The sequence below is a fragment of the Terrisporobacter hibernicus genome, from assembly GCF_020809405.1.
Lineage (GTDB): Bacteria > Bacillota > Clostridia > Peptostreptococcales > Peptostreptococcaceae > Terrisporobacter > Terrisporobacter petrolearius.
The window spans coordinates 349,374-364,156 of sequence record NZ_CP081135.1 but is presented as its reverse complement, the minus strand read 5'-3'; the positions used below and the strand labels follow the sequence as shown (position 1 = coordinate 364,156).

Annotated in this window: 17 protein-coding genes and 1 pseudogene; 16 read left to right on the top strand and 2 right to left on the bottom strand. The window is 27.9% G+C overall.

Annotated elements, in window-relative coordinates; translation table 11 throughout:
* Window positions 1-65: 65 nt before the first annotated feature.
* The 14 genes from JW646_RS01840 to JW646_RS01775 all read left to right on the top strand — a co-directional run bounded on the left by JW646_RS01840 (window position 66) and on the right by JW646_RS01775 (window position 10,251).
* Window positions 66-911 carry a hypothetical protein gene (locus JW646_RS01840; RefSeq protein ID WP_228417410.1) on the top strand — a complete coding sequence of 282 codons (846 nt, stop codon included), beginning with the start codon at window positions 66-68 and terminating at the stop codon, window positions 909-911.
* 16 nt (window positions 912-927) lie between these two features.
* Complete coding sequence (locus tag JW646_RS01835; protein ID WP_228416364.1) at window positions 928-2,250, top strand: hypothetical protein; 1,323 nt, start codon at window positions 928-930, stop codon at window positions 2,248-2,250.
* Between the two features lie 329 nt (window positions 2,251-2,579).
* Window positions 2,580-2,744, top strand: coding sequence for a hypothetical protein (locus tag JW646_RS01830; RefSeq protein WP_228416363.1), 165 nt, complete (start codon window positions 2,580-2,582; stop codon window positions 2,742-2,744).
* 206 nt (window positions 2,745-2,950) lie between these two features.
* Window positions 2,951-3,370, top strand: a complete 420-nt coding sequence (locus JW646_RS01825; RefSeq protein WP_228416362.1) for a DUF6884 domain-containing protein — start codon at window positions 2,951-2,953, stop codon at window positions 3,368-3,370.
* Entirely contained in the window at window positions 3,363-3,944 is a 582-nt protein-coding gene (locus JW646_RS01820; protein ID WP_228416361.1) for a hypothetical protein, read from the top strand. The genes JW646_RS01825 and JW646_RS01820 overlap by 8 nt, the downstream gene beginning before the upstream one ends.
* A 153-nt stretch (window positions 3,945-4,097) precedes the next feature.
* Window positions 4,098-4,604 carry a hypothetical protein gene (locus JW646_RS01815; protein WP_228416360.1) on the top strand — a complete coding sequence of 169 codons (507 nt, stop codon included), beginning with the start codon at window positions 4,098-4,100 and terminating at the stop codon, window positions 4,602-4,604.
* Window positions 4,583-4,933 carry a hypothetical protein gene (locus tag JW646_RS01810; RefSeq protein ID WP_228416359.1) on the top strand — a complete coding sequence of 117 codons (351 nt, stop codon included), beginning with the start codon at window positions 4,583-4,585 and terminating at the stop codon, window positions 4,931-4,933. Before JW646_RS01815 ends, JW646_RS01810 begins: the two co-directional genes overlap by 22 nt.
* Window positions 4,934-5,153: 220 nt before the next feature.
* Entirely contained in the window at window positions 5,154-5,744 is a 591-nt protein-coding gene (locus JW646_RS01805; RefSeq protein ID WP_228416358.1) for a GGDEF domain-containing protein, read from the top strand.
* Between the two features lie 48 nt (window positions 5,745-5,792).
* Window positions 5,793-6,782, top strand: a complete 990-nt coding sequence (locus tag JW646_RS01800; RefSeq protein ID WP_228416357.1) for a helix-turn-helix transcriptional regulator — start codon at window positions 5,793-5,795, stop codon at window positions 6,780-6,782.
* A gap of 81 nt (window positions 6,783-6,863) precedes the next feature.
* The gene (locus JW646_RS01795; protein WP_228416356.1) at window positions 6,864-7,046 is read left to right on the top strand and encodes a hypothetical protein; all 183 of its coding nucleotides are present in this window, start codon (window positions 6,864-6,866) and stop codon (window positions 7,044-7,046) included.
* 42 nt (window positions 7,047-7,088) lie between these two features.
* On the top strand, window positions 7,089-8,279 hold the full coding sequence (locus JW646_RS01790) for a hypothetical protein (RefSeq protein ID WP_228416355.1): 1,191 nt from the start codon (window positions 7,089-7,091) through the stop codon (window positions 8,277-8,279).
* 9 nt (window positions 8,280-8,288) lie between these two features.
* Window positions 8,289-8,705, top strand: a complete 417-nt coding sequence (locus JW646_RS01785) for a hypothetical protein (RefSeq protein WP_228416354.1) — start codon at window positions 8,289-8,291, stop codon at window positions 8,703-8,705.
* 120 nt (window positions 8,706-8,825) lie between these two features.
* The gene (locus tag JW646_RS01780; protein ID WP_228416353.1) at window positions 8,826-9,227 is read left to right on the top strand and encodes a hypothetical protein; all 402 of its coding nucleotides are present in this window, start codon (window positions 8,826-8,828) and stop codon (window positions 9,225-9,227) included.
* A gap of 484 nt (window positions 9,228-9,711) precedes the next feature.
* Window positions 9,712-10,251: a hypothetical protein gene (locus JW646_RS01775; protein ID WP_228416352.1), complete on the top strand. Its 540-nt coding sequence runs from the start codon at window positions 9,712-9,714 to the stop codon at window positions 10,249-10,251.
* Window positions 10,252-10,498: 247 nt separating this feature from the next.
* On the opposite strand, the pseudogene JW646_RS01770 reads toward JW646_RS01775, so the two are convergent.
* Window positions 10,499-11,691, bottom strand: a pseudogene (locus JW646_RS01770) (IS256 family transposase).
* 807 nt (window positions 11,692-12,498) lie between these two features.
* On the opposite strand from JW646_RS01770, the gene JW646_RS01765 reads away from it, so the two are divergent.
* A complete protein-coding gene (locus JW646_RS01765) occupies window positions 12,499-12,912 on the top strand; it encodes a hypothetical protein (protein WP_228416351.1) in 414 nt (137 codons plus the stop codon).
* A gap of 28 nt (window positions 12,913-12,940) precedes the next feature.
* Here JW646_RS01765 and JW646_RS01760 read toward each other — a convergent pair whose 3' ends face one another.
* Window positions 12,941-13,735 carry a hypothetical protein gene (locus JW646_RS01760; protein ID WP_228416350.1) on the bottom strand — a complete coding sequence of 265 codons (795 nt, stop codon included), beginning with the start codon at window positions 13,733-13,735 and terminating at the stop codon, window positions 12,941-12,943.
* 432 nt (window positions 13,736-14,167) lie between these two features.
* On the opposite strand from JW646_RS01760, the gene JW646_RS01755 reads away from it, so the two are divergent.
* Window positions 14,168-14,776 carry a hypothetical protein gene (locus JW646_RS01755; protein ID WP_331478052.1) on the top strand — a complete coding sequence of 203 codons (609 nt, stop codon included), beginning with the start codon at window positions 14,168-14,170 and terminating at the stop codon, window positions 14,774-14,776.
* Window positions 14,777-14,783 lie beyond the last annotated feature (7 nt).

Here is a 14,783-nt window from a genome sequence, read left to right as displayed (position 1 = left end):
GGGATAGTAAAATATTTACAAATATATTATAAAACAGAACAAGAATTTTATAAGGGAGAAGCTATATGTTTAATTCAGGGTATAAAAAGGAAGCATTAGCAGATTTAGAAAAAGCTAATAAAAAATATGAGAAAGAATACAATTTAACAGTAAAAGATATAGAAATTTTACATAAGGAAAAAGTAGATTCTCTTAGATTAATTAAATCTATAGAAAATTATTTTAACAGTTTATCAAATAAACCAAAGGAACTAATAGATACTGTTAATCAAATAAAACTAAATTATACAAATTTCGAAAAAGAAATTAGAAGTTTAGAATTAGAAAGTAAAAAGGCTGAAAAGGTAAGTGGAAGTGTAGCTGGAGCCGGTGTTGCAGCAGGTGTTGGAGTAGCAGCCTTTGGACCTTCTACAGCCATGGCAGTTGCTATGACTTTTGGAACAGCATCTACTGGGACTGCAATATCTGCACTTAGTGGAGCAGCTGCAACAAATGCAGCGCTAGCTTGGTTAGGAGGAGGAGCGCTAGTAGCAGGCGGCGGAGGAATGGGTGCTGGAGGTACATTCTTAGCCCTTGCAGGACCAGTAGGTTGGGCAATAGGTGGAGCAGGAGTAATTGGAGGTGGAGCTTTAGCTAATAAAAAGAATAAAGAAATTGCTAGAAAAGCTGAAAATGCTACTTGTGAAGTAAAGAAAGAAACTACAAAAATATCAAAAGTACATATAAAAGTTAATAGTATAAAGAAAGAAATAAATGATATTTGTATAAATTTAAAACAACTATATGAGAGAATGTCTGCTCTTAATATTACAAATTGTAGACAGTTTAATTCTGAACAACTTGCAAATATGAAAATATTAATAAATACTACGGAGTCATTGTCAAGAAAGATTAATGAAAAAGTAAGTTAAATAGTAGGGGGAATGTATGAAATACAGTGAAGAATGGATATCTGCAAAATGTGATAAATACGACTACTTAATAGCTGCTTTTTCTGGAGTTGGTGCAGGATTAATCGATATATTTTTTGTTGGAGCGCCAGGAAACAGTGCATTGTGTAACTTTACAGATGCTCAGGCAGATAAACTTGTAATGAAGTTTTCAAAATCATTAGGTTGGTCACCTAGAGTGGGTCAAGAAGAAAGTGTAGCAAGTGCTATTGGATTTTTAGAAAATAAATTTACTGTCAATTATGACCAGGCTCATAAAGTAGCTGCTGGTGGGGCTTTAGATATGGCAGCTAAGAATCACCATTTTAAATCTTTGTCCCATTCGCCAGATTTAGTTGGGTTATTTTTCTCAATATTAGACCAATTTCAAGGGAAATCTACATTTTTAAGTGACGGGCAATTAATTAGAATAGATGCCACTAGTTCAAAATTAAGACTAGAAGGAAGTAATCTTCATTCTAAGATATTTTGTGGATTTTGTAACTGGTTAGGACATATAATGTCAGACTTAGCAGGTAGCTCAGGAGGAAGAGGTGCAATGACTGGAAGAGGTTCAGGAGTTGCTATACCTTTTATGCCTCTTTTTCAAATGTGCGATTTTGGTCAGTTACAAGTTGGTAAAAACAGAAATACTTTAGCAATAGTAATGACAAAAGTTTTTCAAGAAGGATATGATTTAAGGTTTGGTGCTGCAATGGCTATTCCAGTAATACTTAATGAATTAATGATTAGAGTATTATGGGTAATAAAAAATAGATTCTATAAAAAGAAAGAATGGAAAGAATGTATACCTTCTCAAAAACATGCAGACTTAAGAATGATGTTAATTGTAGGCCATGGAACTTTATGCATAATAGATGGTGCAGACGCAGCTATAAAATCTGGTGGAAATGCTGTGGCATTTGTTTTAAGACTAAACATTATAGGGTGGGCTAGATTATTGGTTTTAGTATTCAAAGAATTGAGAATAAGATACGGAAATCAAATAATGGAAACATTTAAATCTTTCTTTAGCGAAATGTGGGATATACTAAATACTTCAGAGAGACAACTTTTATATCAATACCATGCAAGAATGGAAGCAGTTGATAGAGATTTAAATATTATGTTAAATGAATTTATAGATATGGTAAATGAAGAGTATTTACTAATGTATGGTGAGCTAGAAGCTAGTTTTAATGAAGAACTTTCTTCAGACCAAAGATTATATCATAGTACAAAACTTGCAGAAATTTGTGGTGTTGAAGATGAAAAGATTATAAGAAGTGATGAAAATTTATTTGATTTCTTTGAAAATTAAATGTTAAAAATAAGGTATAGAAAATGAAAAAATAGATACTTTATTAAGGTTAAATAGCGTTGGTTTATCAATAGAGAGGATTGCTAAGGGTGTAGAATTATCTAATGAAAAAGCTAAAGATATATTAGATAAAAAGTTAATGAAATCTTAAATGATAGATCTATAGTACTAAAGTATATGGCCCTTTTTTACATGTTAGGCAATTATAGTTCGATTTACGCTGTTAATAAGCTCTGTAATTAAGTTATATCAATGCATTACAAAAACATAGCAAGTCTAGTAATTGTAATACATTGACTAAGATGCCCAAAAGTGTAGTTCTTGACGTTTTGTGTCAAAAACATACTAAACATAGATTTAAAAATTATTGTAAAAAATTCCCTCCATACATAGATTTCTCAGGAGAAGGGGATTTTACATTTATAAATGTTTATTGGGATAGTGGAAAAAATATAGATAGATTAAAAGTAAAATATAATCTTAGTAAAAGCTAAGTGTTTGTTGAGAAAATAAGTGGTAATAAATGAAAAGGCTTAGACCTTGAAATTTAAGGTTTAAGTCTTTTCATTTATCGTGGTGAACTGTGTCGTAAGTAAGGGATACGGCTTTTAACTAATTACAAATGAAAGTATAGATTAAATATGCTAAAATAAAGTTAGTAAAGTTTATAAACGATAAAAGTTGGGGGAGTGAATATATTTTGAGTAAGATAGTTCTTATATCATGTGTAAGTAAAAAAAGGAATGAATCATGTAGAGCTAGAGATTTATATATTAGTGATTTATTCAAAAAAGCATTATATTACTCTGAAAATGTAATAAAAGCAGATAAAATATTTGTACTTTCTGCAAAATATGGATTAGTTTCATTAGATGAAATAATAGAACCATATGACAAAACTTTAAATAAAATGAAAAAAGGGGAAGTTTTACAATGGTCAGATATGGTACTGGAGGATTTAAAAAATAATATTGATATTGATAATGATAAAGTTATATTCATGGCAGGGCTAAAGTATAGAAAATATATCGAGTCTTCAATAAAGAATGTAGAAGTTCCAATGAGAGGTATGAAAATAGGGCAACAATTACAGTTTTTAAAGAGGTGTAGATATGAGTAAAGAATGTGAAAAAATTCATGAATACACGAGAGGGCTAGAGAGATATACTTTTCCATTTAATAAAGATAAGATATGTAAAAATGGTGTATATATTTTATTTGAAAAAAATGAATTTGGGCATAATGGAGAACGGATAGTAAGGATAGGGTCTCATACAGGAAATGATAATCTTATAAAAAGGTTAGAAGAACACTTTTACAAAGAGAATAAAGATAGAAGTATTTTCAGAAAAAATATTGGAAGAGCCTTACTAAACAAGAAAAATGACAGATATTTAGATGTATGGGATATTGATTTTACTAAGTCTGAGGTAAAAAAGAAATATGGGCAATTAGTAGATAAATCATATCAAGAAAATATTGAACAAGAGGTAAGTAAATACATAAGAGACAATTTTACATTTTCAGTAATTGAAATACTAGACAAGAAAGAACGATTAAATACCGAAAAAAATATAATTAATATAATATCTTCATGTAATGAATGCTCCCCTTCAGATAACTGGCTAGGCAGGTTTTCAACAATTGAAAAAATAAAAAGAAGCGGAATGTGGCAAACTCAACACATAAGATAAATAGAAGTACAAGTCAACAAAAGGTACATTTGCTAGTTTCTATCATAACAATGAATAAGGAAAGGGAGATAGATGGCATAGAAATACAAATAATGATGTGATAACATACTTGAACAAGGATGGGTTGCTAAATAAATAAGGTAACCTATCCTTTTGTATTTATTTAACATTAATTGTATAAATTTTAAAATAGATATATTTCATGAATGTGATAATTTAACTATATATGGATATGAAGGCTCCTGTGCAGAAGATTTTGCTAGAAATGATGAAATATCATTTAAGTCAATTGATAATGAGTTAAATAATAAAAATGAGTTTCCTGGATTAAATAGAAAGAAAATTGATATAGAGAGTAAAGATAATGAAAATAAAAATACTAAAACTTCATATAATGAATTGAAATATATAAATTCAGACAAAAGTTTAGAAAACTTGGGTTACAATTTGTTTGATAATATAAATAATGCTCGAAAACAAATGAAAAGTAATATAAAAAATGATGTAGATAAATTTATGTATTCTAAAATTATAAACTATACAAGTAAGTATACTTTTTTCCTAGAGTTATATAATTTAAACAATATCTGTGCTAATGATAATAGTAGAAGTATTGTAGTTTTTTTTTTAGAATTATTATGGAAGAATATAGAGATATAAATAAAGCAGTTTTAAAGGAAATAGATTTTAAGTTACATGGATATGCAATGAGGAATATACGTTTTGTAACTCTTGTCAATTATACATATTCAATTCAAGAGGAAATGAATATGAGTGATGATTTTTATAATGCAGTTTTAGATTACATATTATCGATTATAACAAGTAATTCTAAAGATAAATCAATGTTAGGTGAGATTATGGATATAATAGGATATGATGAAAATAGTAGAATTGAAATAATAGCAAGTCATTGGAACGTCTTGACTACGATACCCGAGAGGGAAGTTCTTGATGTTTTGTATCAAGAACATACTAAAACAATATAGCTAAAAATAATCAATAATTAAAAATAAGTATAAATTGAATAGATATTAATATTGGACACTAACCAAAGAAGTTCATTTTCTTTGTTAGTGGCTTTTTATTTTGAAAAATTTTGAATTATTATTTTCACTGACAGTCTGTGTCATTGAGCAAAAGTATAATTAAGATAAAGTTAAATGATATAAATATTAAGGATGGGGAGAGAAAGTGAATTATTATAATATGAATAGAAAAAAACTTGTTGAGATTTTGATACAGAAAGATGAGATGCTACAGAAATTAAGGTTAGAAAATAAAAAGTTAAATTACTTAGTTAGTACAGATTCAATGACAGGAGTATTAAATAGAAAATCAGGTTTAGGGTTACTAGAAAGAGAATTAAAACTAGCAAAAGATATTGATAAAAATCTGATTATTTCCTTTATCGATGTGGATGGACTAAAGATAATAAATGATACTTTTGGCCATGAACAAGGGGACAAACTATTAATAAGTGTAGCTGAAATTTTGAAAAAAAGTATTAGGAAAACTGACTTTGCAATTAGAATGGGAGGTGATGAATTTTTAGTAGTATTTCCTAAAACAACAATGAAAGAAGTCAATACAGTATGGGGGAGAATAATAAAATTAGTAGAAGAAAGTAATAAAAATAATGAAAAATATAACTTGAGTCTTAGCTATGGAATTTATGAATACAGTAAAGAAACAGAAAAAAAGTTAACTAGTAAGGAGTTAATAAAAATGGCAGATACAGAAATGTATAGGATTAAAAGGGGAAAAAAGAGGAATTATGCGATAAATGTAGAAAAATAATAAAAGAATAAATTAAGATATACTATTTAAAGGAGCAAAATTTTTTATATGGAAAGATTTAAAGGGGAAGTGTTGTTATATATTTATAATAGATTACTTGAAGGAAAAGTAGTTAGAAAGCATGAGGTAATAGACAAATTTAATATTAATGAAAGAACCTTTTATAGGTATATGCAAGATGTTAAAAAGTTTGTCGAAAATCCTGAGGGTGAGTTAATAGGTGAGGAAGTTGTAACAGATAAAGAAAAAGGAGGATATATTCTTAGAGGTAAACATGAAAAAAATCTCAATGAAAATGAAGTTTTAGCTATCTCTAAGGTTCTTCTAGAAAGTAGAGGTTTTATAAAGACTGAGTTAAAAGATATGTTAGACAAGCTCCTTGAAAACTGTATAAGCGAAGATAAAGATAATATTGACATAATTATTAGAAATGAGTTACATCACTATGATTCACCAAAACACGGCAAGAAACTTTTAGATAAGTTATGGCAAATAAGCAATGCCATAAAAGAACAAAAAATATTGAGCATTGGGTATTTTAAAATAGGTACTGATGGAAAATTACAAGAAGAGGTTTCGAAAAGAAATGTTTGTCCACAAGGATTGTTATTTTCAGAGTATTATTTTTACCTGATAGCTTTTATTGAAGGAAAAAGCTATGAATACCCTGCTATTTATAGAGTAGACAGAATCAAAGATTTAGTCATTACTGATGAAAAATATAAAGTAGATTATAGCAAAAGATTTCAAGATGGAAAGTTTAGAAAGTCAATTCAATTTATGCAAACAGGAAAACTGGAAAGGGTAAAGTTTAGATTCACAGGTAGATCCATCGAGGCAGTTGAAGATAGATTGCCTGATGCGACAATAGTAGATGGAAAAGGAGAATACACAGTAGAGGCAGAGTTATTTGGAAAAGGTATAAAAATGTGGCTTTTGAGCCAGGGGGAATCTGTAGAGGTTATTGGTTCTGATAAGTTTAGAGAAGAAATGATTCAAACTATTGAAAAGATGAGAAAGGTGTATACATATGAATAAAATCAAAAGGTACTTATAGATAATCTTGACAAATATTTTATTGACAGGTTTGTGAGATATAAACCAAATATTATTGTGAATTTGTGTACAAGAGGTTTGCATGAGAAAGACTTGTTAGCACCACCAAGAACTAAAATAATAATAAATAAAAACACAACATTGCAGGAATTAACTCAGCTAGCGATTCATGAGTGTATAAAAAATAAATCAACTATATGTATTGGAGGGAAGCATCCATCTTCATGGCACTGTAAAAAAAAATAGATATATGGAAAGTTTAAGGAATACGAGGTAAGGGAGCAAATTATGGATATAGAAGAGTTACGTAGAAGAAGAAAAGAAGTAAGTAGTAGTTCACAAAAAACATTAAGAAATATGGAGACTATAGCTAATGAATCATTTAGGGTGGCTGAAGTAGCTCATAATTCAAGAAAAATTCTCGACAATTTAGATTTAGAGTTTGAAAGGCAAACAGGTTTAGATTCGACGGATGTTAAATTTTTATTATTTGCTACTGCGTTACAGGTTGGAAGATGGGTTCTTATTTCTAAAATCAATTCATTGGCAGATAAAAAAATAAGTGATTCAAGAGTTAAAGATAATGATTCTCGTATAAAAAAAATGGAGAGAGAAAAAAGAGATAAGTATAAAGAAAATCATAGTGAAAAGTGGGATCATAATAAAAGTGAAAAATATAGGACTTGGTTAGAAATTGTATATGATGGTGTTCCATATGACGTTTCGGTTGGATCACCTAAATTTGGTATAAATATGGAAGCCGGTTACCATAGAATGCATACACTTGGTCATGATCCAATTGCAGGATGGCTGTTTGGTACTATTAATATCATTTCAGATACAATAACACTTGAAGATTTTAGAACATATAAAATTTCAAATGAACCAAGGCCAAAGCACTGGGATTATGAAACGAGTATAGGCCAAGCTTTTATGATGGCCATTGAAAGTATAAAAGAGGATGATAAACGCTTACCAGCTGCGATTTTTGCACAAGCATTACATTTAAAGTCTGATGTGTATACTAAGTTTGGGTTACCAATACCATTATTAGAAATATTTTCACCGGATTTGGCTGGAAAACTTTATAAAGAAGGGTACGATAGTTTATGTTTATTAAAGGATATAGCAGTTGTAGGCACACAGGCAGCGGTTGCTATATTAATAAACATGCTCATTACATTAATCCATGGGTTATATTATAATTCTCAAAAATATCCAAGCCGTGATTTGTATGAGGTAAAAACAAGAAAAATCCTTTCATATTCAAACATAATATCTTCATGTAGTAATATTATCTGGGTTGGAGGCAATGCAATAGCAGGAAATGAATCAGCTATAAAAGATTTAGATGTAGGTGGATTGATGGTTACAATGTATCGCTTGGTCACTGATACAGCATACATCCAAAAAGTGAAAGAGGATTTTGTATTTGGTGGTTTTAATAAATTAATTCAAGGTGAAGAATATAAATTTTAGGAGAATAAAATGGGAGTTAAAAGATTTTTAAAGAAAAGCTTAATACCAGGATATGGATTGAAGAGTATTGTTGAAAATGTTGCAACCTTTGGAGTAGTTGAGGGATTAAAAGAAGAGTTTAAAGAAACTTATTTAGAAGATATGCCAGGAGTTAGTCATGTTTATAATGCAGGTAAACATGAGGGGAAAAAAGAAGGATATGTACAAGCTTCTTATGAGTATGAAAAAAAATTACTGAAGCAAGCAGAAAGATTTTTAAATCAGCAGAATACTTTCAATCAACAGAGAGATGAATATGAACAACTTATAAATGAATATGAAAATTATATTGAAGAAATGAGCGCTAAACAATCTTTAACAAGTGAAGAAGAAACATATTTAAATAAAATTATGATTATGGAGAGAAAGCTTATTAAGGCAAGATAATGATAAAATGTAGTTATCATAAAAAATTAATGGGCTTTTAAAAAATATTATAATCCTGTTGATAAATATAGTAAACTTAGCTAATCAGGAGAATTATAATTATTTTGATGGAGGAATTTGATGGGAATACTAGATTTTTTAAAAAATAGAGGAGATGTAGTCTATACAGATGAAAGAGATAGAAAAGTTACATTAGGAGATTTAGCTGGTACAGGTTATAAATACACTATATTGAGTGATAAGTTTACACAGCATGCATTTAATCAAGGAAAACATGTAGGTAAAAAAGAGGGATATCAACAAGCCTCATATGAATATGAAAAAAAGTTACTTAAACAAGCAGAAGAATTTTTAAAACAAACAAAGATATTTGAAAGCGATAAAGCTAGATATGACAAATTAATTGATGATTATGAAAGATATATTAATGAAATGATGAAAAAAATTAGTATGTCTAACGAAGAAAAAGATTATATGAATCAAATTATGATTATGGAAAAAAAACTAAAAAAGTTGAAATAGAAATGTTTTAATGAGAATGGATAATAGTTTGAGTTTATGGTGAAATAAATAGCAACTGAGTCACTGCGTGTCTCAAAATTTTCCGAAATGGTGCAGTTAGTCTTGCCTTTTTTTCATACAATTTGAAAAGAGTAATTAATATTCTAGGAGTTAAAACACTCCTAGAGTTTTTATTTAGTAATTTAGATAAAATAATAGGTGAATTAGATGTCTATTTTTACAATCTAATTCACCTATCATATATAAATGTGTAGTTTATGCACAGCATGCCGGGGGTGCAGAACTTGAAGCCTTTTGTCAAGTTCTTGCTATTAAAGAAGGTAATAAAGATGTTTTATTAGAATTAAGCAGATTTGGAATCAAGAGGATACAAAAACTTAAAATGTTAATTGATAATTTATAATTATAAAATTATGTTGTTATAATTAGTAAAATAATGATATTATATTTTCATACAAAGGAAAATATAGGGAGGATTTTAGTTATGAGTAATAATGATAGCTTATTTGATAAGCCTATAACGGCTACAGGTAGGGTTAATTTTGGTCAAGGTTATTTTAAAGGAGTTTTCGAGAATGGAATTATGAAGAAAGGAATCATAAAACTTGATGATTACTTTTGGTTTGAGGGAGAAAGAGTAACGTTGAATATAGAAAATCCAGATTCTGTTTATGGAACAGATGACTATGAGCCTGATATAATATCTCAATGTTTTCTTAAAGGAACTATATATATTTGTGAAAATGAATACTATGAAGGGCATTTTTATGAGGACAGCTTTTTTAGACATATAATTAGAAGTTGGGGGGAGGCTTGTTATATTCGAAATTATCACTATGAAGGTCGCAAAGAAGAGTGGAAAGAAGTTGATACAAGTTTAGTAAAATCATCTAGTTCTAAGAATGAATATAGTAGCGGAGATAGTAACAAATACAGTAACGATAATCCAAATAATGAATATGAAAAATTTGGGTATAAAGATGTATATGATGCTCACATGGATAAATATTCAAATATGCAATAAGATATGTTTTAAATTTATAAATAGGAAAAAGGCTAATAATAGCCCTTTTCCTATTTAATTGTTAATAATAATGTTATTAATAGAGTCTGGAAACATAATTGTGTATTCTTCAAAAAAATATAAATTAAATAGTAATAATTTAGTTCTATTAAGGGGTCATGATTTTCGTAATCATGGCCTTTTGTAATTAAATTTTCCATTTTTGCAAAAATAATACACATATAAAGTAATTATTCTTACAAAAAATTTAAAGTAATGTTGCTGATATCCTATCTTCAAAATAAATACTAAGATGAGCTAGTATTTGTGACCAACCCCTAATTTTTTGAGTCCATTTTTCAGATATGTCCATCGTAGCCAAGTATAAAGATTTATGTAGAAAGTCATCAGATGGAAATATTGATTTAGATTTTGTTACTTTTCTCAATAGTCTATTGTAACTATCCATAGAATTAGTTGTATATATTAACGTTCTAATTTCTTGAGGATATTTAAAATATACTGAAAGTTCATTCCAGTTATTTCTCCAACTTCTAAATACTATCGCATAATTATTTCTACATTTTTCTTCCATGAGCTTTAGCTCATTAAATGCATTTTCTTCAGTAGAGGAAGCATATACAAGCTTTAGATGCCTAGCAAATTCTTTCCTATGCTTATATGATACGTAATTTAAAGTGTTCCTAATTTGATGAACGACACATCTTTGAACTTCAGTATTAGGAAAAATAGCTTTAATGGCATCTGAAAATCCATTTAAACCATCTACAGATGTAATTAAAATATCTTTAACACCTCTGTTTTTGATGTCTGTAAGTACTTTTCACCAATCCAAATACCTAAAACTTCTTTTACTCCTTCGAGATTTATACCTATCGCAATGTACGCAGCTTTATTTATTATTCTGCCTTCACTTCTTACTTTATAATGTATTGCATCCATAAAAACAATTGGATAAATAATATCGAGAGCTCTATTTTGCCATTCTTGCGCTAAAGGAAGAACTCTATCTGTGATTTTAGATATTAAAGTATGAGAAATATCTATACCATAGATACTTTTAAGATGGCTTGATATATCTCTAGTAGACATACCTTTTGAGTACATTCCAATTACTTGCTTTTCTATTCCAGATATATCATTTCAATAGTTTTGGATAATTTTAGGCTCAAAATCACCATTCCTGTCCCTTGGTATACTAAGTGTAACCTCACCAAAATCAGATTTAACTTTTTTATTTCTATATCCATTTCTAGAGTTTGTAGTTTCTTTATGCTTATTATCGTATCTTTCATATCCTAAGTGTTCATCAAGCTCCGCTTCTAACATCTCATGAATTGTGCTAGAAAAAAGATCTTTTAACATATTTTGAACGTCTTTTGTTGTTTTTACATCATATTCATTTAATAGTGATTCTAATATTTCGCTTTTATTAAACATAAAAAGTGTGCACCTTCCTTTTGTAATGATTTTTAATATCTAAATTATCACCACTTTATTTTAAAAACCCCCAAACTGTGGTAGTAAATTTAAATACAAAAAAACTGACGACCGTTAGGTGTCAGTTAAAGTGACCTATTCATAGGTCATTTTTAAAATTTTTAGTAAACTTTATCATTTAATACTAAATTTCAAATGTATACTTTAGATTTTTGTATATTTTCTATACTTTATTATAAAAATAATCAAATATTATTGTATTATTTTTGACACTATATATTTTGTTTTTTGAAAAAGTGACGAGATTAGTTACTTGATATATTTATACAATAAATTTATTTATTATTATGTCGCAATTTTATTATTCTTATTTTTTAATATTGTTTAAAAATTATATCATTAAATATTTCATAAAAAAACATCATGAACTTCACTAGTTGCAGGTTGGGTATTATAATACTATGTATCTTCAATAATATTTGTATTTTTTAATATATACGTTTAACCATATGTGCATCTCTCGAACTAGAACATACAGCTAAAATCCTTATTTCAAAGTTTTTTTTTATCTTTTATTCAGTTTAATTCCACTACCCAGACATACATGTAAAAATAGTTTTCAACAGAATAATAGAGCTCTAAGCATATAGAGAAATTAGATATGCGAATTAGATTTTTGAAATATTTGCTCAATACTATTCTATAAAACAATTAAATAATTTAGTGTATTTGTACCACATTATGTTAGAATAAAAAGTATAATTTACACTTAGGAAGAATTGTTAGTAAAATAGGGGGATTATGAGAATGAAAAAAATTGGTTTAATAATAATGATACTGATATGTATCTCACTATTATTAATTAATGTATTATTATATACATTAATTAATAATAGTGAAAGTTATGATTTGAATGTAGAAGATAGATATTATTCAGCTGACTACAACTATAATGGAGATAATAAGGTAACTATTGAAGTTGTAAAACAAGAAAAAATAGATTCTAAAGTTTTAAAAACATTTAAAGTTACAAATAATACAGATGTTCCATTGGTAGGTATAGGAATTCACTATGAAGAGCCTGGAAGTCTTTATAATGTTGAAGGGCATTCATGTGAAATTTCGATTAGACCTGGTAAATCTAAACTTGTAAGCTTTAAGGGTTTAAATTATATGTCAAATTTGAAAATCACATATTATGAATGTGACTTTCTATATTAAAAATAAATCATAAGTAATGATATATCTATTAATCTTTATCGCTAATAGATATATCATTACTTATATCATTCCAGTAGGAAAATGTTTCATTAACTAATCTATTAAATAAATTTGAGTTTTTAGATACTAAATTAGTTAATAAATTAGTTAAGTTTTCATTTTTATTATTAAATATAAAACAATCTATAATTTCTTGTTCAGTTAAATTAACAGATGTTGGACTAATATCCATAGAAGTATCTAATACTTCAGAACAATCCAATGGCATATGATAACTAATTTCTGCTTTTCCATAAGAAACACCATTACTTTCTATAATACTATTATTATCTATATTTATATGAAGCAATAATAAAGGTTTATCAGACTCTGTATTCATATCTACTGGAAATTTTTCACTACTAGATGGATTTATATAAAACCTAGTTGTCCCTTTGCTCTCAAGTGAAACTGCTCCGTTTAATTTATTTTTTAGATTATTTTTAATATATATATTACCTTTCATGTTATAAAGCGTTCCATACTCTGCTCCATGTTCAACAATTGTATCATCATAACGTTTAGAATAAAATGTATCTCCATCTTTTGTTTGAAAATAATCCTCAGATACCATTTTTATATCTGACTTTATATCTATTTTAGAAATCATATCATCTTCTAAATCATACATAGATTCTTTAATAGGTTTAGATTTATAAACAATTAAAGTATTTAATCTTTTTGATACTTCTTTTAAATAATTATTCATTAAATCTATTGACATGAATAAAGTAATAGCCGTTGTTATAACTAGAATTATTTTGCTTAATTTTTTTTTGTCCATTAGGTATCCTCCAATAAATAATAATTTTTCTCTATATTATACCATATATTTCTAATTTAAATAAAATGTATTGGATATCTACAAAACTATTTAGCGGTTAATTTAAAAATGTTTCTTACTGAATATAATTATTAATCCACTGGCTCGTGGAGAGCATGAAACCTATCTTTATCACCTAACTATTAAATTAGTTAGTTGCACAGACAAGTTTCATAGTGTTTTGTAACAATGCTTTCATTTAGTTAAAAACAATAAAATACTAGCAAAAACAGCTTGATTAATTTAAAAATCCAAACTTGGAAAGTTTGTTTATAAGGGGGAGCGTTAGCACTAAGATACTAACACAAAACTAAATAACTTTTAAGTTACTATTTTACAAAAAAAGATCCACATAAAAGAGTATAAATATCATATTTTGGGGAGTAAGTTTGAATGATAAAAGGAGGTATGCTAATGTTAGAAAAAGCAATACTTATAGCCACTAAAGCCCATTATGGGCAACTAGACAAGGGTGGACAACCATATATATTACATCCGTTAAGAATTATGCAAGGTTGTAATACAGATTTAGAAAAGATATGTGCTGTCTTACATGATATTATTGAATATACGAATATATCATTAAACGAGTTAAGACAAGAAGGCTTTTCAGAGGAAGTTTTAGTAATCTTAGATTTATTGACTAAAAAAGACCATAAAGAATACAGTACATTTATTGATAGAATAAGTAAAAATGAAACAGCATGCCGAGTTAAAATTGCTGATTTGCAAGATAATATGAATCTTTCATCTATTGAAAACCCAAGCATAGAAGATAAAAAACGAGTAGAAAAATACGTGGATGCATTAGAAAGATTATATGGAGTTCTATATCCTGAAAAAGACAATGTTGAAAAGGAATACGAAATTGAAATTAATGGTTGTGTTACACTTCCTAAAATTGTATCTGAAGATCAATTCTATGAAAAATTCATTGACTTTATTGAAATAAATCACTGGTATTTTGGTGGTGGAATGAAGATAGTTGAGGAGGATGAATAAATGGGTG